This is a genomic window from Kitasatospora sp. NPDC059327 (assembly GCF_042752535.1).
Classification (GTDB): Bacteria; Actinomycetota; Actinomycetes; order Streptomycetales; family Streptomycetaceae; genus Kitasatospora.
In genome coordinates this window covers 54171-72515 of sequence record NZ_JBHYYB010000031.1, presented here as the reverse complement: position 1 = coordinate 72515, position 18345 = coordinate 54171, and the positions used below count along the sequence as shown (strand labels likewise).

Below are 18345 nucleotides of genomic sequence, written 5' to 3'. Positions count from 1 at the left end.
GCGGGGGGGGCGCGGGGGGGGGGCCGGGTCTGACCCCCCCCCCCCCGCCCCCGGGGGGGGGGCCCGCCCCCCCCGCTTGGGGGCGGGGGGCCCCGCCCCCGCGGATCGCGCGTGCACGGGCCCTCTCGGTCACCCCGGTGATCCCTGTCCGATCCCCGGGGTGAGGGGGGACAGTGGTCTGGCCGCGACAGCCGGAGCCCCGGCGGCGCCCGAGCGATCGGACGATCGCACGATCGGCCGGTCTGCTCAGGGGTTCAGCGTGAAGAAGCTCAGCGGTTCAGAGGCTCAGCGTTGAAGAGGCTCAGTGGTTCAGAGACTCGGTAACGCGCGGCTTAGTACCAGTGGTGGGTCTGCCAGAACGCCCAGGCGCCGTTCGGGCTGCCGTAGCGGGAGTTCATGTAGTCCAGCGCCCACTTGATCTGGGTGCTCGGGTTGGTCTTCCAGTCCGCGCCGTGGGTGGCCATCTTGGAGCCCGGCAGCGCCTGGGCCAGGCCGTACGCGCCCGAGCTGGGGTTGGTCGCGGTCACGTTCCAGCTGGACTCGTGGGAGATGATCTGGTTGAACGAGGCGAGCTGGCCGGCCGGCACGATCTGGGCGGCGATGGTCTGCGGGGAGGCGGTCGCGGCCGAGGCGGTGGCGGGCACCAGGCCGGCGCCCAGGGCGGTCAGACCGGCGGCGCCGGCAAGAAGAGCAGCGGAAGTGCGCATACGGAGCTTGAAAGCGGGCATGAAGGAGAAGACCTCAATCGGGTTGGGCCGGTGTCACGCCCCGCCTCGACCGTTGGCCGGACAGGGGCCGAAGCGGTCGCGGGGCGTGACTCGGCAGTAAGCCGCTTCCGGCGGGACAGGTGCCGGAGTGGCTGACGACTGAGCCATTGTTGCCAGACCGGATCGGCCGTCGCCAAGACCCCCTCGCTACGATCCACCGTCGTAGCACGGGGTGGCGCCGTGGATTCGAAGGGCCTGCCGCAGCCGCTTCCGGTGTGCCCGCCCACCTGGGCCCATGGCCGGTGCGGGTGGCCGGGCAGCATGGCTACCCGGGGGCACTATCGCCGGTCGTGGTGGCCATCCGCGTGTGAGCGCACTCACCGGCGGCCCCTCGGAGTCCGTCACGGACCGCTCGGCCGGCACCACTACGGGTGCAGACGATCTGAGAGCGGCGCCACACCGCGGCAGTTGAGCCGGCCGCCCCCCGTCGGTCCGGCCGGCTCGTCCGTCCACCCGGTCATCCGGTCAGCTGCTCGTCCGCCCGTCCGCTCAGCTGTTCCCCGGTTCCTCCGCTCATCCGTTCCTCCGCTCAGTGGATCAGCCGCGCGGGCGGAGATGGAGGCCCAGGCCGCTCGTCCCCGGCGCCTCGACGTCCGGCAGCAGCCGCATGTCATGCCCGTAGTCGCCGCCGACCAGCGACCGGAACGGGACCGGCTCGTCCGTGAAGAGCCCGTCCAGGCGCCGGCCGTACGCGTGCTTGGCGGCCTCGAACCGCTCCTCGGGCAGGGTGTTCGCGTCGTACACCGCGAACGGATCGAGCGGGGCCATGCCGGTGAACCAGAACAGACCGTGTTGGACGGGGTACAGGAGGTCCGCGAGCCGGCCGTGGATGCCCCGGTCGAGGAGCGAGGTCTCCCGGGCGCCCGCCGTCACCGACACCAGGGCGCGCCGGCCCGCCAGAACGCCCTCGCTGTAGGGGGGAGGAACGGCCGGGCCGTAGCCGAACCCGGCGGTGAAGACCCGGTCGATCCAGCCCTTCAGGATCGCGGGCACCGAGAACCACCAGAGCGGGAACTGCAGGATCACCGCGTCCGACCAGAGCACCTTCTCCTGCTCCGCCGCGATGTCCTGGGACAACCGCCCGGCCAGCGTGGCCCGCTCCGAGTCGGCCATCACCCGGAGCCGCTCCTCCGGCGCCTGCCCGGGGAAGTCGTCGGCGTCCAGCGCGGCCTTCCACTTCATCGCGTAGAGGTCGGACTCCCGCACCTCGTGCCCCGCCTCGCGCAGGTGGTCGACCGCGAAGGTGCTGAGCGCGGCGTTGAGGGAGCGGGCCTCCGGGTGGGCACTGACGACAAGGATCTTCTTCGGCTGCTGCGGCGTGGCTTCGGTCATGTCGTACACGTTCTCCCGGGCGCCGCCGGACAGCCAGAACCCTGGTCGACCGGAGGACCGGTGGTCCTGGTACCGCGAGGGCCACCCATACTGGACGGCATGAACGGGGTGGACCGGATGACGCGCACGGACGGTACGGAGAACGACGGCGGTACGGGCCCGGGGGGCACCGCCGGGGGAGCGGGCGGGGGAGTCGGCGGCAGCGGTGGGGCCGGGGCGGTCGACGGGATCGGCGACACCCGGCGCGCGCTCGGCGGGTTCCTGCGGGCCCGCCGCGGCCGCGTCGCGCCGGAGGACGTCGGCATCGCCGGTGGCCGTCACCGGCGGGTCCGCGGACTGCGCCGTGAGGAGCTGGCCCAGCTCGCCGGCATCAGCGTCGACTACTACGTCCGTCTCGAACAGGGCCGGGCCACCCAGCCGTCCCCCGAGGTCCTCGACGCGCTCGCCCGGGCGCTCGGCCTCGACGGCGCCGAACGCCGCCACCTCGCCACGCTGGCCGGAGCTCGGCGCGGCACCGCGCCCGAGGCGCGGGTCAGCCCGCAGCTGCGGCGGCTCCTGGACGCCGTCACCGACTTCCCCGCCTTCGCGACGACCCACCGCCTCGACGTGGTGGCCTGGAACACCCTGGGCGCCGAGCTGATGGGCGGGCTCGGCGTGCCCGGCCGCCGGGACGCGAACAACGCCAGGTACCTCTTCTGCGACCCCGCCTCCCGGGACGTCCACCCCGAGTGGGAGAACCGGGCCCGGCAGGCCGTGGGCCAGCTGCGGGTCTCCGCCGGGAGCTACCCCGACGACGCGGAGCTGGCCGCGCTCATCACCGAACTCTCCGCACGCAGCGCGGACTTCCGACGGATCTGGGCCACCGGAGAGATCGTGGTGTGCGGTGCGGGACGCAAGCAGCTGCGGCACCCGGTGACGGGGCTGATCACCCTGGACTACGAGACCCTGCACGTGGCGGCCGCCCCGGCCGAGACGGGCCTGGTCGTGCATGTGTTCAGCGCGGCGCCGGAGAGCCCGGAGGCCGCCGCGCTGGCCAGGCTGGCCGCGGCCTCGACCGCCGCCACTGGAGCGCCGCCGGAGGCGCGGCCGGACGCCGTGGAGCAGTACGCCGGCTCGACGTCGTGAGCCGCGGCCACAGCCGAGGGCTCAGTGCGCGGTGACCCAATAGGCCGGGAGCGGGCGGTTGCCGTGCGGTGCGGCGACGGCCCGCAGGGCGTCGGTCTGGCTGAGGACGAGTCGCCGGACCGGTTCGGACAACGTGGCCAACCGTTCTCCTCCGGTGATCAGGTCGAGGCAGGCGGTGATCTCCCAGTCCGCGTCCTGGAGTCCGTCGGTGTCGACCGGTCCGTTGCCGTCCGCTGTCCAGCCCGCCTCGGGCAGGAGCCGCAGCAGTGCCTCGCGGGAGAAGGGCGTGCGGACGTTGCCCTCGCCGTGCGAGCCCGCGGCCTCGATCTGGCCTTGGATCAATACGGAGAGGAGGTGCGCCAGTTGGTCGCCGGAGGAGGGCGTCAGGTCCCACTCGGCGAACCACAGGCGCCGTGCCCAGGGCCGTACCCGGGCCAGCGTGTCACGCAGCTGCCCGAGTGAGGCGAAGTACCAGGCGCAGTGGGCGAGCACGACGTGGTCGAAGGCGTCGGAGGAGAAGTCGACCGACGGGTCGCGGACATCCGTGCCCAAGCGAAACTCAATGCGCGGCCCGAGCGGGCTCGCCGCGAGCCGGGCCGCCGATGCCCCGAGCGTGACGGGCGCCCCATAGGTCGGATCGGCGACATCGACGGCCACCACGCGTCCCTCGGGTCCGACGGCCCCCGCGAGGACGGCGGTCATGTCGCCCTGCCCGCAGCCCAGTTCGAGGACGGTGGATCCGGGCCGGATGTCCCAGCTCCTCACGACCGAAGCGCGGTGGCGCGTCTGTATCAGTTGGACGTCCGGGCTGTGGTCGGCAGCGGCCATGGCCTTCACGAGCGACGGAATCCTGGCGTGGAGATCGACGTGCTTCACACGATCCTCAGTGGTGTTCGGTGAACTGGTGAGGACGAGGGTACGAGACACCCCTCGGCGGTGCCTGTGATTTCTCACCCGCGTCCCGCACACGACAACAGCGGATCCCTGGCACCGTCCGCGAGGAGGAGGTTCTGTCCGTGATTCGTGCCCCTAGGGTGGCGGACGACCAGCGAGAATCTCGATCTGATGGGGAGTGGGGATGGCATCCGACGTTGCCGCGGCGGCCGCGGAGCTCACCGCCATGGTCGCGGCAGATCACCCGGCGGATCACGCGCGCGCCTGATCCGTCGGACAGATCCCAGGGACCGCGGTGTCCGCGCCCGTTCGACGACCGCCGCCCCGGTCGGGCCGGGCCGGCGACGGCGGTTCTCCGCGCTCGCCTCCCCGGGGGAAGCCCGAGTACCCCGCCCGGTGCCCGTGCCCGCGCCGCCCGTTCGACCGTCGCCGGCGCGACGGCACCCCGGTCAGTGTCGCCCGTCCGGCGCAGAAGGGTGCGGGCCGGGGCGTCGAGTTCGCCGCGGAGGAAGCGGTTTCGGTCGCGGCTGGGCTCAGGAGGGTGAGGAGGTGCTCATGGGAGATACGAAGATCGACCGGGACGAGGAGTTCCAGGCGTTCATCGTCGGGGCCTGGCCGCGACTGCTGCGCACGGCGTACCTGTTGGCCGGGGAGCAGTACGCGGCCGAGGACCTGGTGCAGTCCGCGGCGGAGAAGGCCTGCGCGGCCTGGGGGAAGGTACGGCGGGCCGATGATCCGTACGCCTATGTGCGGCGGATCCTGGTGAACCAGCACGCCCGCAGGTTCCGTCGCCGGCTGCCGGAGCTGCTGGTCAACGCCGTACCGGAGACGGCCGGCGAGGAGGACGGCTTCGCGCGGTCCGACCAGCGCTCGGCGTTGCTGGCCGCGCTCGCCACCCTGCCGCCGCGTCAGCGCGAGGCCGTCGTGCTGCGCCACTGGGAGGACCTGAGCGACAGCCAGGCCGCCGTGGCGATGGGCTGTTCGGTGGGAGCGGTGCGCAGTCAGGCGGCGAAGGGGATAGCGCGACTGCGCGAGGTCTCGATGCTGAAGGAACTCAAGGGCATGACACACGTCGGAGGTGCGGTATGAGCGGGCACGGCAACGACCGGACGGGCGCCACGGGTGCGGCCGACGACGGCGACACGGCGGTATGGGTCGGGCTCGGTCTGGCGGAGGCCGCGGCCGGGGCGACGATCGGGGCGGTGCCGGTGCCGGAGATCATGGCGGGCGGTCGCCGGCTGCGGCGCCGGCGGCGGACCCTGCTGGGGGCGGTCGCCCTCGGGTCGGTGGTGGTGCTGGCCGGCGGCACGATGGCGGGCCTGAACGGGACCGGCGCGGGCGGCGCCTCGGTGGGGGCGATCGCCCCGGCCGGCTCCGGGACCGGCGGTGGGACGGGCGCGGGGCCGTCGCCCGACACGTCCGCCACGGCCTCGCCCTCCGCGGCGGCGCGCGACCCCTTCACCCCGACCCGGACGGTGCTCGCCCAGGGCACCGCCGACGGCAAGGAGTGGAAGCTGTGGATCGCGCTGTGGCCGCTCGCGCCGAAGGAGCAGGCGTTCCAGCAGGCCCAGGCCGTCTGGCGGGAGCGGCAGGCGGTCGACCCGGCGCTCACGGCGCCGACGGAGGCGTTCGTCCAGCAGTACTGGCAGCCCCACGACGACGTCACCAACACCTACTTCACGGTGGACGGCGTGCGTCTCGGTCATGACTCCGAGGGCAGTGTCCCGGCGCCGTCCGCGCCCGCGGCGCCCGTCGACACGGTGGGCACGCTCAGCGGGGGCCTGGTCGGTCACCGGGGCAAGGGCGACACCGTGGCCCCGCTCGACGTGGTGGCGGCGACCCTCGACCCCAACGTCGGCCGGGTGACGGTGACCTGGACGGACGGCACGACGTACGAACCACCGCTGGTCACCGTGGGGGACTCCCCGGTCCGCTGGATCGCGGTGGCCCGGCCGGAGGGCAAGACGGCGAAGTCGTGGCAGGTCTTCGACCGCAACGGCGAGAAGATGCGGGGCGGTGACTCGACCGACTTCCTGAAGTGACCGCCCGATGAACGGGGTCGGGTGACCAGGGCTTCGGCAGGCCGACCCCGCGCCGCCCGGGCCACCCCGGGGCCCGGCTCGGCTCGGCTACTCGTCCGCCGGCCCGGCGAGCGCGTCGCCCAGGCGGCGGTGGCGTCGGGCACGGGCGGTGAGCCGCTCGGGCTCCGGCACGGCGGCGAGTGTGCCGAGCGCGGCGCCGATCTCCCGGCCGAGCCGGTCGCAGAACGCGGCCGGCTCGTCGGCCGCGTCCGGCAGCTCCGGCACCACGACGTCGACCAGGCCGACCGCCCTCAGGTCCTCGGCGCCGATGCCCTGGGAGCGGGCGAGTTCGGCGGCGTGCGTGCCGTCCCGGTGGACGATCGCGGAGGCGCCCTCGGGCGGCAGCGGCGCCAGCCAGGCGTGCCCGGCGGCGAGCACCCGGTCGGCGGGCAGCAGGGCGAGGGCGCCGCCGCCCGAGCCCTGGCCGAGCAGGACCGCCAGCACCGGTGTGCGCAGGGCCAGCAGTGTGCTCAGACAGTGCGCGATCTCGACGGCGACGCCGTCCAGTTCGGCCGCCGCGGACAGCTCGGCGCCGGCGGTGTCGACCACGGTGACCAGGGGCAGGCCGAGTTGTTCGGCCAGCCGGGCGCTGCGGCGCACGGCCCGTAGGTCGGCGGCGGTGAACGGCCTTTCGTGCCCCGGGCCCTGCCGCTGCTGCCCGACGACCAGGGCGGGTCGCCCCCGCAGCACCGCGAGGGCCCGTACCAGGGCGCCGTCGCGGCCGCCGGGCGCGTCCAGCAGCACCAGCTCGTCGGTGGTCCGGCGCAGGAGTTCACGTGTCCCCGGCCGGTCGGGGCGGCGGGTGCGCCGGACCGAGTCCCAGGCGTCCGGCGGTTCGGCGGGTGCGGGCTCCGGCCCGGTCGCCGCCCCGGTCCCGGCCGCGACGGCCGGTGTGGTGGCCGCTCCGTCCGGGGCCAGTACGGCCAGCGTCCGCCGCAGCACCTCCCGGAGCTCCTCCGGAGCCACCACGGCGTCCACCAGCCCGCGTTCGGCCAGCGTCTCGGCGAGCTGCACGTCGGCGGGCAGTTCCACGCCCCGCAACTCCTCGTACACCCGCGGCCCGAGGAACCCGAGCCGGGCGCGCGGCTCGGCGAACACCAGCTGCCCCAGCGTTCCCCAGGACGCGAACACGCCGCCCATGGTGGGGTTGCGCAGATAGGTGAGGTAGGGGAGGCCGGCCGCGCGGTGCGCCTGGACGGCGGCGGTGATCCGCAGCATGCAGAGGAAGGCGGCCGACCCCTCCTGCATCCGTGTCCCGCCCGAGACGGGCAGGGCGACCAGGGGCAGGCGCCCGGCGGTCGCCCGCTCCACGGCCCGGGTGATCCGCTCGGCCGTGGCCACGCCGATCGACCCGCCGAGGAACCCGAACTCGGACGCGACCAGGGCCGTTTCCCGCCCGGCGATCAGCCCGACGCCGGTGATCACCGCCTCGTCCACTCCGCTGCGTTCGCGCGCCCGGGTCAGCGCGGCCCGGTAGCCGGCGTCCGGGGGCCGCGGCCCGAGCGGCTCGTCCCAGCTCCGGAAGGTGCCCGGATCCACCAGCAGACCAAGGAGTTGACGTGCCGTCCGCGCACTTCCGGTGCCCAACGCCCACCTCCGTCGCCCGAGCCGCCCACACCGACAAGATCCACCCTACGCAGCGGCCGCCCGCCCGTCCCGGACCGACGTGCGGATGTGACCGGGTCGACAGCTCCGCGGCCGGGGAAACTCCGTCGCGGTCCGGGACGGCCGTCGGCATGATGGCGGCCATGGACACCGAAGCGCTCGCCGGCACCTGGCGCCGGCTCATCACCGACCGGGCCAAATCCTGGGTGCTGTTCGAACACGGTACCTGCGTCGTGCTGGTGGCCCCGGCCGATGCCGAGGACCTGGCCGGGCGGGCCCGCACGCTGCTCGCCGACGCCGGCCCGGTTCGTGCCGGTTCCTCCGCCGGGGACTTCGGCGTGATCGACCTCGGGGACACGGCGGGCTGGGTGGTCACCGGGGACCACCCCGACGTCCTCACCTACGTCGGGCCCGTGGAGCCGGCAGAGCGGTCGGAGCTCGCGGTCGGGCTGTTCGGGCGCGCCAAGCGCCATCGGGACGGCACCGACCTGCGCGTCGTCCATGTCGAGGACCGGCGCGACGCGGCGGGACCGGGCTGAGCGGCCGCCGCGCGGACACCTCGCCGTCGCCTCACCGCGGCGCGGCGGCCTCCGCCCGCCGGTGGGGAGCGCGGTGGTCCGCGCCACCGGGCCCACCGGGGCCGGTGGGGCAGGCGCGGTCGTAGCGGTCGGCGACCAGCCGGGCGAGCGCGTCGTGCGGGCCGAGCGGGGCGCTGCTCCAGCGGGCGCCGGTGTCGGCCGCCCGGTCGGCGAAGAAGCCGGGGCCGAGCAGGTACGTGGCGACGGAGACCCGGCGGTGGCCGGCCGCGTGCAGGGCCTCGACCGCCTGGCGCGGGGTCGGCCGGGCCGCCGAGAGGTAGGCGGGGACGACCGGCCGGCCGTCGTCGAGCCGGCGGCCGAGCAGCCGCGCCGTGCGCACGGTGTCCGCCACGGCGGCCGGGTCGGAGGAGCCGGCGGCGGCGAGCACCACCGGGCCCGCGCCCGGGGGCCGGCCGCTCTCGGTGAGCCGGTCCGCGAGGGCGGCGGCCAGCGACGGGCTCGGGCCGAGCGCGGGGGCGAGGCGGACGCGCGGACGTGCGGCGGCGGCCAGGGCGTCGGGGATGTCCACCCGCAGGTGGTAGCCGGCGCCGAGCAGCAGGGGCACGAGGACGGCGGGCTCGCCGGCGGACAGGGTGTCCAGGGCCTCGGGGAGGGACGGTCCGGCGAGGCCCAGGAAGCAGCAACGGACGTCGAGTTCGGGCCGCAGCGCGCGTACGCGGGCCAGCAGTGCCCTGGTCGTGGCCGCGCCGGCCGGGTCCCGGCTGCCGTGCGCGACGGCCAGCAGGACGGGACGGGCGACGGGCCCCGGCGCGCGGCCCGTCAGCACCCGCGGTTCCGCCGGGCGGGCGCCACCGCGGGTCCGGTCCGGCGCGTTCCCGGGGCTGTCCGTGCCGCTCGGGGCCTGCGTGTCCCTCGGGGCGTCCCGGCGCATCAGCCCGCCGCCAGCCGGTAGCCGCGCTTCGGGACGGTGCGGATCAGCCCGCCGTGCGGTCCGAGCGCGGCCCGCAGCCGGCCGACCGCCGCCTCGACCGCGTGCTCGTCCGCCGTCGCGCCGACCCAGACGGTGCGCAGCAGGTCGGCCCGGCTGTATACCCGTCCCGGTTGCTCGGCGAGCGCCCGCAGGACGGCGGCGCCGCGCGGGCTCAGCCAGTGGCTCTCGCCGTCGACCAGTACGGCGTTACCCTGGACCGTCAACAGCCTTCCGGCGAGGGTGAGTTCACGGCGGTCCCGGCCGGGCAGCACCTCCCCCAGGAAGCGGACCATCGCGCCCAGCCGGCCGCGTTCGGGAAACGCCACGGGCAGGCCGAGTTCGGCGAACGGCCGGGCGCAGAGCACGCCGACGCAGACCGGCAGCACGTCGCCCCGCAGGGCGTCCAGCAGGGGCTCCCGCAGGCCCTCGGCGGTGGCGGTCTCCACGAAGGCGGTGACCGCCGGGGCGCTGGTGAAGGTGAGCGCGTGGATCTGCCGCCGGACGGTCTGCTCGACCAGCCGGCGCACCGGAGCCGGGTCGTCCGGCGCCACCCAGCGGTAGACCGGGACGGAGATCACCTCGGCGCCGCGCTCGCGCAGCGCCGCCGCGAAGGCGTCCAGCCGAATGCCGTGCTCCTGGACGGCGACCCGGCGACCGGCCAGCGGGCGTGCGAGCAGCCAGGTGAGCAGTTCGTCGGTCGCCTCGGAGTCGGGGGAGAACCCCTCGTCGAGGCCGCTCGCCCGGACGGCGCCGGTCGCCTTCGGGCCGCGGCTGAGCACCACCGCGTCCCGGCAGGCGTCGGCCAGCGCGGCGCCCCGGCCCCACCCCTCGGCGGCGCTCATCCAACCGCGCCAGCCGACACCGGTGGTGGCGACCACGTAGTCCAGCGGGGCGGTCAGGCAGCGCTCGGTGGCCCGGCGCAGCGCGAGGTCGTCGGCCAGCGGGGTGATCCGCAGCACGGGGGCCTCGACCACGTGGGCGCCCCGGCGGGTGAGCAGGGCGACCAGTTCGTCACGGCGGCGGGCCGCGGTCACCCCGATCGTGAAGCCGGTGAGTGGGCCGGGGGGCGCGCCGGGACGCGGGCTGCTGGGGGTGAGGGTGGGTGTCATGGGCGAAAGGGTCCGTTCTCCGCGTTACGGCAGGGTTGCCCGCCGGTCACCCGGGCGTAAGCGAAACCGGCCCGGCGGTTACGGCTGATGTCCTGCCCCGCACCCCGCACCCCGGGCGGCGTGAGCGAGGCGTACCGGGCGCGCAACACGGGGGACCCGGTGGCGAAACGACCGCCGGTCAGATTCGTGGCCAGGACGACGGTACGCGGCAAGCGGCCCGGCCGGGACCCGCCGCACCGGCCGCGGTCCGGACGGGTACCGCACCGCCACTCGCACCTTCGCCACCCGGCCTTCGCCACCCACGCGACTGCCACCCACGCGACTGCCACCCACGCGACTGCCACCCACGCAACTGCCACCCACGCAACTGCCACCCACGCCCATGCCACCGGCACCTTCGCCACCCGCACCTTCGCCACCCGCACCCCCCGCGTACGACCCGAGGAGTCCCGCGATGACGTCACACCCGCCCGACCGACCGCGGGACCTCGTCCTGGTCGGCCACGGCATGGTCGGCCAGCGCTTCCTGGAGGCCTGGATCGAGCAGCCCGGCGCCGAGCACTGGCGGGTCACCGTCCTCGCCGAGGAGCCGCGCCCCGCCTACGACCGCGTCCACCTCAGCTCGTTGTTCGACGGCCGGACACCCGAGGACCTCACCCTCTGCCCGCCCGGCTTCCTGGCCGAGCACGGCATCGACCTGCGTCTCGGCGACCCGGTCACCGCCGTCGACCGGGCCGCCCGCACGGTCACCACCCGGGCCGGGCGGCAGGTGCGCTACGACGCCCTGGTGCTGGCCACCGGCTCGGTTCCCTTCGTGCCGCCCGTCCCCGGGCACGACGCCGCCGGCTGCCACGTCTACCGGACCGTCGAGGACCTGGACGCGATCCGCGCCGACGCCGGCCGGTCGGCGGTCGGGGTGGTGGTCGGCGGTGGCCTGCTCGGCCTGGAGGCCGCCGGCGCGCTGCGGGCGACGGGCCTGACCACCCACGTGGTGGAGTTCGCGCCCCGGCTGATGGCCGTCCAGGTCGACGAGGGCGGCGGGGCGCTGCTCCGCCGCAAGATCGAGGATCTCGGCGTGACCGTGCACACCAGCGCGGCCGCGAACGCCGTCGAGACCGGGCCCGCGGGCCGGGTGAGGGCGTTGACCCTCTCCGACGGCCGCGAACTCGCCGCCGACCTGGTGGTGTTCTCCGCCGGTATCCGCCCGTGCGACCGGCTCGCCCGGGACTGCGGCCTGCCGGTCGGCGCCCGCGGCGGCATCGTGGTCGACGAGCGCTGCCGCACGGCCGACCCGGCCGTGCTGGCCATCGGCGAGTGCGCCGAGGCGGCCGACGGCCGGGTCTACGGCCTGGTCGCCCCCGGGTACCAGATGGCCGAGACCGCGGCCCGCGAACTGGCCGGGCGGCCCGGTGACGGCTTCACGGGCGCGGACACCTCCACCAAGCTCAAGCTGCTCGGCGTGGACGTGGCGAGCTTCGGTGATCCGCACGGCACCGCGGCGGGCGCCGTCGACGTGCTCTACAGCGACAGCCGGCTCGGCGTCTACCGCAAGCTGGTGATCGGCGCCGACGGCGCGCTGCTGGGCGGGGTCCTGGTCGGTGACACCGACGCCTACGGCGTCCTGCGCCCGCTCGCGCTGGCCGGCCGGCCGCTGACCGTCCCGCCCGAACAACTGGTGCTCCCCGCCGGGTCCGCGGCCTCCGGGCCGATCGCGCTCCCCGACGAGGCGGTGCTCTGCTCCTGCCACAACGTCACCCAGGGCGCCGTCCGCGCGGCCGTCCACGAGGAGGGCTGCGAGAGCGTCGGCGCCGTCAAGAAGTGCACCCGGGCCGGTACCGGCTGCGGGAGCTGCCTCAAGCAGCTCACCACCGTCGTCACCGAGGAGCTGGCGGCGACCGGCGTCGCCACCCGGACCGGCCTCTGCGAGCACTTCGCGCAGACCCGCACCGAGCTGTACGAGATCGTCCGGGTCACCGGCATCACCGGCTTCTCCGAACTCCTCGACCGGCACGGGCGGGGCGAGGGCTGCGAGGTGTGCAAGCCGGTCGTCGCCTCCATCCTGGCCAGTCTCGGCGGCGGGCACATCCTGGACGGCGAGCAGGCCGCGCTGCAGGACTCCAACGACCACTTCCTCGCCAACCTCCAGCGCAACGGCTCCTACTCCGTGGTCCCGCGCGTGCCCGGCGGCGAGATCACCCCCGAGGGCCTGATCACGATCGGTGAGATCGCCCGCGACTACGGCCTCTACACCAAGATCACCGGCGGGCAGCGGATCGACCTCTTCGGTGCGAGCGTGGACCAACTCCCGAGTATCTGGGCCAGGTTGGTGGACGCCGGCTTCGAGTCCGGACACGCCTACGGCAAGGCGCTGCGCACCGTGAAGTCCTGCGTCGGCGAGACCTGGTGCCGCTACGGTGTGCAGGACTCCGTCGCCCTCGCGATCGAGCTGGAACTGCGCTACCGGGGCCTGCGCTCCCCGCACAAGCTCAAGTCGGCGGTGTCCGGCTGCGCGCGCGAGTGCGCCGAGGCGCAGAGCAAGGACTTCGGAGTGATCGCCACTTCGGCCGGCTGGAACCTCTACGTCGGCGGGAACGGCGGGATGACGCCCCGCCACGCCGACCTGCTGGCCGCCGATCTGGACCGCGAGACGCTGATCCGCACCATCGACCGCTACCTGATGTTCTACATCCGCACCGCCGACCGCCTGGAGCGCACCTCGGTCTGGCTGGACCGCCTGGAGGGCGGTCTGGACCACCTGCGCGCGGTGGTCCTCGACGACTCGCTCGGCATCGCCGCCGAACTCGATGCGATGATGCTCCGTCATGTCGAGGATTACCAGGACGAATGGGCCGCCACCCTGGCCGACCCCGGCCGGCTGCGGCGCTTCACCTCCTTCGTCAACGCCCCCGGCACCGCGGACCCGGCCGTCACCTTCGTCCCCGAGCGCGGCCAGATCCGTCCCGCCCGCCCCGGTGAGGACGGCCGGGTCCTCACCACCCCCCTTCCGGTCCTGGTGGCCGGGCCCCGACTGGAGGTGCTCACCCCGTGACCGTGGAAATCCACGACGGCAGCCGCTGGCGACCCGTCTGCACCCTCGACGACCTGCAACCCGGGCGCGGCGTCGCCGTCCTGCTCGACGGCGCGCAGGTGGCCGTCTTCCGGGACCGCGCCGGCGCCCTGCACGCCGTCGACAACCGGGATCCGTTCAGTGGCGCCCAGGTGCTCTCCCGCGGTCTGCTCGGCAGCCGCGGCGACCGGCCCACCCTGGCGTCCCCGATGTACAAGCAGGTCTTCGACCTGACCGACGGACGCTGCCTCGACGAGGAGAGCGCCCCCGACGGCACCCCCGCCGTACTCAGGCTCTGGCCGGTCCGCAGGACCCCGAGGCCGGCCGCCGGCACCGCCACGCCGGCCGCCGGATCCGCCACCGCGCGCACCACCTCGCGCACCACCTCGCGCACCACCACGCCGGCCACCACGAAGGAGCACACGGCATGAGCGCCGTCATCGACACCGAACCCCCCGGCGGCAGAGCCACGCCGGCCGCTCTCACCGCTTGGGACCCGGAGGACACCGCGTTCTGGGAGCGGACCGGCGCCCGGATCGCCCGGCGCAACCTGGTGTACTCGGTGGTCTCCGAACACATCGGGTTCTCCATCTGGAGCCTCTGGTCGGTGCTGGTGCTCTTCCTCGGCCCCGAGTACCACATCGACCCGGCCGGCAAGTTCACCCTGACCGCGCTGCCGACCGCGCTCGGCGCTGCGCTGCGCCTGCCGTACACCTTCGCGGTGGCCCGGTTCGGCGGCCGGAACTGGACGGTGGCCAGCGCGCTGCTGCTGCTCGTGCCCACCGCGCTCGCGGCCCTGGTGCTGACCCCGGGCGTCCACTACGGCACGCTGCTCGCGGTCGCCTGCGTCGCCGGGGTCGGCGGCGGCAACTTCGCCTCCTCGATGGCCAACATCAACGCCTTCTACCCGCACCGCCTCAAGGGCTGGGCGCTCGGCGTCAACGCCGGCGGCGGCAACCTGGGCGTCCCGGCGGCGCAACTGCTCGGTCTGCTGGTGCTCGCGACCGCGGGCGCGGCCCACCCCCGGCTGCTGCCACTGCTCTACCTGCCGCTGATCGTGCTGGCCGCGGCCGGCGCCTGGTGGCGGATGGACAACCTCCCCGCCCCGCCGCGCGGCGAGGGCCGCGCCCTGCGTGAGGTGGCCCGCGACCCGTACGGGTGGGCGGTCTCCACCCTGTACATCGGCACCTTCGGTTCGTTCATCGGCTTCGGTTTCGCCTTCGGCCAGGTGCTCCAGGTCCAGTTCCACGACCGCTTCGACACCCCGATCAAGGCCGCCGCGCTGACCTTCCTCGGTCCGCTGCTGGGCTCGCTGCTGCGGCCGGTCGGCGGGCGGCTGGCCGACCGTTGGGGCGGTGCGCGGGTCACCCTGGTCACCTTCGTCGCGATGAGCGCCGGGACGACCGTCGTGCTGGGCGCCTCCCGGGCCGGCTCGCTCCCGTTCTTCCTGGCCGGCTTCATCCTGCTCTTCGTGCTGAGCGGCATCGGCAACGGCTCGACCTACAAGATGATCCCGGCGCACTACCGGGACCGGGCCCGCGCGGAGGTCGCGGCGGGCGCCGACCCGCACAGCGCCGAGGCCGACTCGCGCCGCCGGTCGGCCGCGCTGATCGGACTGGCCGGTGCGGTGGGGGCGTTCGGCGGGGTGCTGGTCAATCTGGCCTTCCGGCAGTCCTTCCTCACCACCCACAACGGCGATGCGGCGTACCTGGCCTTTCTCGCGGCGTACCTGTGCTGCTCGGTGCTGACCTGGGCGGTCTGGTTGCGCGGGGCACGCGCGCGCTGACCGGCGGCCGGGGCCGGCCCCGGGTGCGGACGGCGCCCGGGGCCGCGTCGGGCCGTGTCGGCCGGACCGGTTCGGGGCAGGGGACGAACCGCCCCGAACCGGTCCGGGGCGGCGCGCGCCGATTGCTAGGGTCCTCCCATGGCATCGAGCAGTGCGAGCCCCCCCGGCCGGTTGCGCCGCGACGCGCAGCGCAACCGTGACCTGCTGCTGGCCGCCGCCCGCGAGCTCTTCTCCCGGCACGGTCTGGACGTCCCGCTGGACCAGATCGCCAAGGAGGCCGGGGTCGGCAACGCGACGCTGTACCGGCACTTCCCGACCCGCGAGGCGCTGGTCGGCGAGGTCTTCGCCGACGCCGCCACGCTGATCGGGGACGCGGCGCAGGAGGCACTGGCCGCCGAGGACGCCTGGGCCGCGATCGAGCGCTACTTCGAGCGGATCTTCGAGCTGGTCGCCGCCGACCGGGGGATCAACGACCTGGTCACCCAGGCCATCCCCAGCACACCCGCGATGACCGGGATCAGCCGGCAGAACGCGGTGACGGTCGGCACGCTGGTGGCCCGGGCGCAGGAGCAGGGCACCATGCGCCCCGACGTCGTCACCATGGACCTGCTCTTCATGCTCGGCCCGCTCTGCCGGGCCCTGCCCGCCACCACCGAGTTGCGCCCCGACCTCTGGCGCCGCTACCTCGCCCTCCTCCTCGACGGTTTCCGCACCCGGGCCACCCACCCGCTGCCGGTCCCGCCGATCGGTGAGGAGCACCTGGACAGGATGTTCGCCGGCCTCTGGGAGGCGGCCGGCCCGGCCGTCTGACCCGAGGCGCCCGAGGACCCGCCGCCCGCGCGCCCACCGGCCCCCGTCACCGGCACTCCGCGCGCACCGCCAGGACCGCCGGGACGGTCGGGACCGTCAGGACCGTCAGGACCGCGTACGGATCCCCCCAGCGCGCGTCAGAGCTCCGTCAACGAACCGCGTCCTCCCCGGCCGCCCGGCTTTGCTGAATCCGACAACGCATCAGCACCAGCCGGAAGGACGGGTAGCGCCATGGCGGACAACGGCGCCGGTCAGCACGAGGACGGACCGACGGAGGAAGCGGGCGACGGACACGGGGCCGAGCCGTTCGGCGCGCCGAACGGGAGCGGCCGCGTCGTGGTCGGGGTCAGCGGCTCGCTGGGCAGCCTCGCCGCCCTGCACCGCGCCGTCGCCGAGGCCCGCCGCACCGACGCCGAGGTGCTCGCGGTGCTCTGCTGGACGCCGGCCGGCGGCGAGTTCGGCTACCGCCGGTCCCCCTGCCCGCCCCTGCTCACCGCCTGCCGGGACGCGGCCGCCGCCCGGTTGCGGCAGGCCCTGGACGAGGCCTTCGGCGGCGGCCGGGCCGGGGTCCGGCTGCGCTGCCAGGCCGTCCGGGGCGAGACCGGCCAGGCACTGGTCCGCTCCGCCGACCGCGTCGACGACCTGCTCGTCCTCGGTGCCGGCAGCCGGGGAGCGCTCGCCCGCGCCCTGCGCCCGTCGGTGACGTCGTACTGCGTCCGGCACGCCGGCTGTCCCGTCCTCGCGGTGCCGAAGCCGCCGCTCCAGCGCGAACTCGAAGCCCTCGAACGCCATCACCACGTCCGCGTGCGGCCGCTCACCGTCGGGAGGTGACGGTGATGGCGCCGACCCGCCCCGACCGCCTGTCGCCGGCGATGTCCGCGGCGGTCGCCCTGCTCGCCTCCGGCGCGCTGCTCCCCGCGCTCGCCGTGCTCGGCGAACTGCGGCCCGGCCCGGTCCCGCTGGCCGCCTACGCCGCCCTCTGCGCGGCCCTCGGCCGGTCCTCCCGTCCGGTCGCCGCACCGCTGATCGGCTTCGCGGCCTGGCTCTTCCACAACGGCTTCGTCGAACACCGCCACGGCGTCCTCGGCTGGTCCGGCCTCTCCACCGAGGCCGTCCGGTTCCTGGTCCTCGCCGTCCCCGCCCTGCTCCTCGCCCTCCCCGGCAGCCTTCCGCGCCCGGCCCTGTCGGCCCCGCGCGACCGTGGCCGCCGACACCGGACGGCCTGAACCCGGGCCGGGGCGCGGTGTCCTCCGGGTCGCCGCCCGGGCCCCGGTGGCCTGCCGACCTCCCCGCGAGGCAGGGCGGGGCCGTACCGGCGCGGCCGGCCGAGCCGGCCGAGTGGGTCAGCCGGTGGGCAGGACGGCGGCCGGGGTCGTCACGCCGATCCCGGCCGCCTCCGCCAGCACCCGGGCGCTCAGGCGGCCGGCCCGCACCGCGTGCTCCGCCTCGGCGCGGCGGCAGCGCTGGATTGCCGGGTCGTACTCGGTCAGCACCACACCGGCGTGGTCGGTCGCCGGCTCCAGCAGACGGACCGGTGAGCCCTGCCGCTCCAGCGCGCTGTGCAGCTCCCGCGTCGCCTGCGCCGGCACCAGGTCGTCGGCGGTGCCGTGCACCAGCCAGACCGGGACGGGGGAGGGGTGTTCGGCGAGGTACGGCAACGGCGCGTCGCCCGTGGTGACGGCGGGTCGGGTGTAGGCGGAGGCGATGCCGACCGCCGCCGACGGCCGGGTCTCCTCGGGGGTGTCCGGGTGGGTGGCCAGGGCGACGGCCTCGCGCCCGCCCAACGACCAGCCGGCCAGCACGAAGCGGGCCGGATCGCCGCCCAGCGCGGGCGCCTCCCGGCGGGCGTACGCGAAGGACGCCAACAGGCGTGCCCGGCCGCCGTCCTCCTGGTCCGAGCGCCAGTCGGGGACGAGCACCAGCAGCCCCAGCCCGGCCGCCTCCTGGGCGAGCGGTCGCAGGACGTCCCGCTCCTCCGGGCCCCGCCCGTGCCAGAGCAGGACGACGGGCGCCGGTCCGTCGGCTCCGGCCGGGCGGTGGATGTCCATCAGATGGCCGGGGGCGTACTCGACGGCCTCGGGCGCGGTGCGGTGCGGACCGGTCATCCGGGATTCTCCTCGGGTTCGGGAAGGTGTCTCCGAGCTGGTACTGTACTTCCTGTCGCGAGGGAGATGATCTCTCGTCAGGCGTCAGTGGTGCTACCGGAGCACGTCCTACTTTCAGTAGGGAGAGTCCGTTCGACCCGGGCCTGGCGCTCCAA

16 protein-coding genes and 1 pseudogene are annotated in these 18345 nt (G+C 75.2%); 10 read left to right on the top strand and 7 right to left on the bottom strand.

Features of this window, described 5'->3' with window-relative positions:
- Window positions 1-332: 332 nt before the first annotated feature.
- Together ACFXHB_RS20565 and ACFXHB_RS20560 are read right to left on the bottom strand one after the other, a co-directional pair.
- Entirely contained in the window at window positions 333-707 is a 375-nt protein-coding gene (locus ACFXHB_RS20565; RefSeq protein WP_380576017.1) for a transglycosylase SLT domain-containing protein, read from the bottom strand.
- A gap of 597 nt (window positions 708-1304) precedes the next feature.
- On the bottom strand, window positions 1305-2099 hold the full coding sequence (locus ACFXHB_RS20560) for an NAD(P)H-dependent oxidoreductase (RefSeq protein ID WP_380576016.1): 795 nt from the start codon (window positions 2097-2099) through the stop codon (window positions 1305-1307).
- 99 nt (window positions 2100-2198) lie between these two features.
- Between ACFXHB_RS20560 and ACFXHB_RS20555 the strand changes: the two genes are divergently transcribed.
- Complete coding sequence (locus ACFXHB_RS20555; protein WP_380576015.1) at window positions 2199-3224, top strand: helix-turn-helix transcriptional regulator; 1026 nt, start codon at window positions 2199-2201, stop codon at window positions 3222-3224.
- A 21-nt stretch (window positions 3225-3245) separates the two neighbouring features.
- Here ACFXHB_RS20555 and ACFXHB_RS20550 read toward each other — a convergent pair whose 3' ends face one another.
- Entirely contained in the window at window positions 3246-4052 is an 807-nt protein-coding gene (locus tag ACFXHB_RS20550) for a methyltransferase domain-containing protein (protein ID WP_380576033.1), read from the bottom strand.
- 621 nt (window positions 4053-4673) lie between these two features.
- Between ACFXHB_RS20550 and ACFXHB_RS20545 the strand changes: the two genes are divergently transcribed.
- Both ACFXHB_RS20545 and ACFXHB_RS20540 read left to right on the top strand, forming a co-directional pair.
- Window positions 4674-5207, top strand: coding sequence for a SigE family RNA polymerase sigma factor (locus tag ACFXHB_RS20545; protein WP_380576014.1), 534 nt, complete (start codon window positions 4674-4676; stop codon window positions 5205-5207).
- Window positions 5204-6160, top strand: coding sequence for a hypothetical protein (locus tag ACFXHB_RS20540; RefSeq protein WP_380576013.1), 957 nt, complete (start codon window positions 5204-5206; stop codon window positions 6158-6160). Before ACFXHB_RS20545 ends, ACFXHB_RS20540 begins: the two co-directional genes overlap by 4 nt.
- Before the next feature lie 87 nt (window positions 6161-6247).
- On the opposite strand, the gene ACFXHB_RS20535 is transcribed toward ACFXHB_RS20540, so the two are convergent.
- On the bottom strand, window positions 6248-7786 hold the full coding sequence (locus tag ACFXHB_RS20535) for a carboxyl transferase domain-containing protein (protein ID WP_380576012.1): 1539 nt from the start codon (window positions 7784-7786) through the stop codon (window positions 6248-6250).
- 161 nt (window positions 7787-7947) lie between these two features.
- Between ACFXHB_RS20535 and ACFXHB_RS20530 the strand changes: the two genes are divergently transcribed.
- Window positions 7948-8343: a hypothetical protein gene (locus ACFXHB_RS20530; RefSeq protein ID WP_380576011.1), complete on the top strand. Its 396-nt coding sequence runs from the start codon at window positions 7948-7950 to the stop codon at window positions 8341-8343.
- Window positions 8344-8374: 31 nt separating this feature from the next.
- Here the strand turns inward: ACFXHB_RS20530 and ACFXHB_RS20525 are convergent, their stop codons facing one another.
- Both ACFXHB_RS20525 and ACFXHB_RS20520 read right to left on the bottom strand, forming a co-directional pair.
- A complete protein-coding gene (locus ACFXHB_RS20525; RefSeq protein ID WP_380576010.1) occupies window positions 8375-9169 on the bottom strand; it encodes a sirohydrochlorin chelatase in 795 nt (264 codons plus the stop codon).
- A 104-nt stretch (window positions 9170-9273) separates the two neighbouring features.
- A complete protein-coding gene (locus tag ACFXHB_RS20520) occupies window positions 9274-10422 on the bottom strand; it encodes a uroporphyrinogen-III synthase (RefSeq protein WP_380576009.1) in 1149 nt (382 codons plus the stop codon).
- Between the two features lie 454 nt (window positions 10423-10876).
- Here ACFXHB_RS20520 and nirB point away from each other — a divergent pair, with 454 nt between their 5' ends.
- From nirB to ACFXHB_RS20490, 6 genes and pseudogenes are all read left to right on the top strand, one after another.
- Window positions 10877-13471, top strand: coding sequence for a nitrite reductase large subunit NirB (gene nirB, locus ACFXHB_RS20515; protein ID WP_380576008.1), 2595 nt, complete (start codon window positions 10877-10879; stop codon window positions 13469-13471).
- Window positions 13468-13752, top strand: a pseudogene (gene nirD / locus ACFXHB_RS20510) (nitrite reductase small subunit NirD); the annotation flags it as partial. The gene nirB and the pseudogene nirD, both read left to right, overlap by 4 nt.
- A 164-nt stretch (window positions 13753-13916) precedes the next feature.
- The gene (locus ACFXHB_RS20505) at window positions 13917-15275 is read left to right on the top strand and encodes a nitrate/nitrite transporter (protein ID WP_380576007.1); all 1359 of its coding nucleotides are present in this window, start codon (window positions 13917-13919) and stop codon (window positions 15273-15275) included.
- A gap of 138 nt (window positions 15276-15413) precedes the next feature.
- Window positions 15414-16085, top strand: a complete 672-nt coding sequence (locus ACFXHB_RS20500; RefSeq protein WP_380576006.1) for a TetR/AcrR family transcriptional regulator — start codon at window positions 15414-15416, stop codon at window positions 16083-16085.
- Window positions 16086-16316: 231 nt separating this feature from the next.
- The gene (locus ACFXHB_RS20495) at window positions 16317-16916 is read left to right on the top strand and encodes a universal stress protein (protein WP_380576005.1); all 600 of its coding nucleotides are present in this window, start codon (window positions 16317-16319) and stop codon (window positions 16914-16916) included.
- A 5-nt stretch (window positions 16917-16921) separates the two neighbouring features.
- On the top strand, window positions 16922-17311 hold the full coding sequence (locus tag ACFXHB_RS20490) for a hypothetical protein (RefSeq protein ID WP_380576004.1): 390 nt from the start codon (window positions 16922-16924) through the stop codon (window positions 17309-17311).
- A gap of 117 nt (window positions 17312-17428) precedes the next feature.
- Here ACFXHB_RS20490 and ACFXHB_RS20485 read toward each other — a convergent pair whose 3' ends face one another.
- Window positions 17429-18190: an alpha/beta hydrolase gene (locus ACFXHB_RS20485; protein ID WP_380576003.1), complete on the bottom strand. Its 762-nt coding sequence runs from the start codon at window positions 18188-18190 to the stop codon at window positions 17429-17431.
- Between the last annotated feature and the right edge of the window lie 155 nt (window positions 18191-18345).

Excerpts from the sequence above, each read along its gene's own strand:
- ACFXHB_RS20540 (WP_380576013.1), top strand. The coding sequence starts at position 5,204 with ATGAGCGGGCACGGCAACGACCGGACGGGCGCCACGGGTGCGGCCGAC.
- ACFXHB_RS20565 (WP_380576017.1), bottom strand. The coding sequence starts at position 707 with ATGCGCACTTCCGCTGCTCTTCTTGCCGGCGCCGCCGGTCTGACCGCC.
- ACFXHB_RS20545 (WP_380576014.1), top strand. The coding sequence starts at position 4,674 with ATGGGAGATACGAAGATCGACCGGGACGAGGAGTTCCAGGCGTTCATC.
- ACFXHB_RS20520 (WP_380576009.1), bottom strand. The coding sequence starts at position 10,422 with ATGACACCCACCCTCACCCCCAGCAGCCCGCGTCCCGGCGCGCCCCCC.
- ACFXHB_RS20495 (WP_380576005.1), top strand. The coding sequence starts at position 16,317 with ATGGCGGACAACGGCGCCGGTCAGCACGAGGACGGACCGACGGAGGAA.
- ACFXHB_RS20555 (WP_380576015.1), top strand. The coding sequence starts at position 2,199 with ATGAACGGGGTGGACCGGATGACGCGCACGGACGGTACGGAGAACGAC.
- ACFXHB_RS20485 (WP_380576003.1), bottom strand. The coding sequence starts at position 18,190 with ATGACCGGTCCGCACCGCACCGCGCCCGAGGCCGTCGAGTACGCCCCC.
- ACFXHB_RS20550 (WP_380576033.1), bottom strand. The coding sequence starts at position 4,052 with ATGGCCGCTGCCGACCACAGCCCGGACGTCCAACTGATACAGACGCGC.
- ACFXHB_RS20530 (WP_380576011.1), top strand. The coding sequence starts at position 7,948 with ATGGACACCGAAGCGCTCGCCGGCACCTGGCGCCGGCTCATCACCGAC.
- ACFXHB_RS20560 (WP_380576016.1), bottom strand. The coding sequence starts at position 2,099 with ATGACCGAAGCCACGCCGCAGCAGCCGAAGAAGATCCTTGTCGTCAGT.
- ACFXHB_RS20490 (WP_380576004.1), top strand. The coding sequence starts at position 16,922 with ATGGCGCCGACCCGCCCCGACCGCCTGTCGCCGGCGATGTCCGCGGCG.
- nirB (WP_380576008.1), top strand. The coding sequence starts at position 10,877 with ATGACGTCACACCCGCCCGACCGACCGCGGGACCTCGTCCTGGTCGGC.
- ACFXHB_RS20500 (WP_380576006.1), top strand. The coding sequence starts at position 15,414 with ATGGCATCGAGCAGTGCGAGCCCCCCCGGCCGGTTGCGCCGCGACGCG.
- ACFXHB_RS20505 (WP_380576007.1), top strand. The coding sequence starts at position 13,917 with ATGAGCGCCGTCATCGACACCGAACCCCCCGGCGGCAGAGCCACGCCG.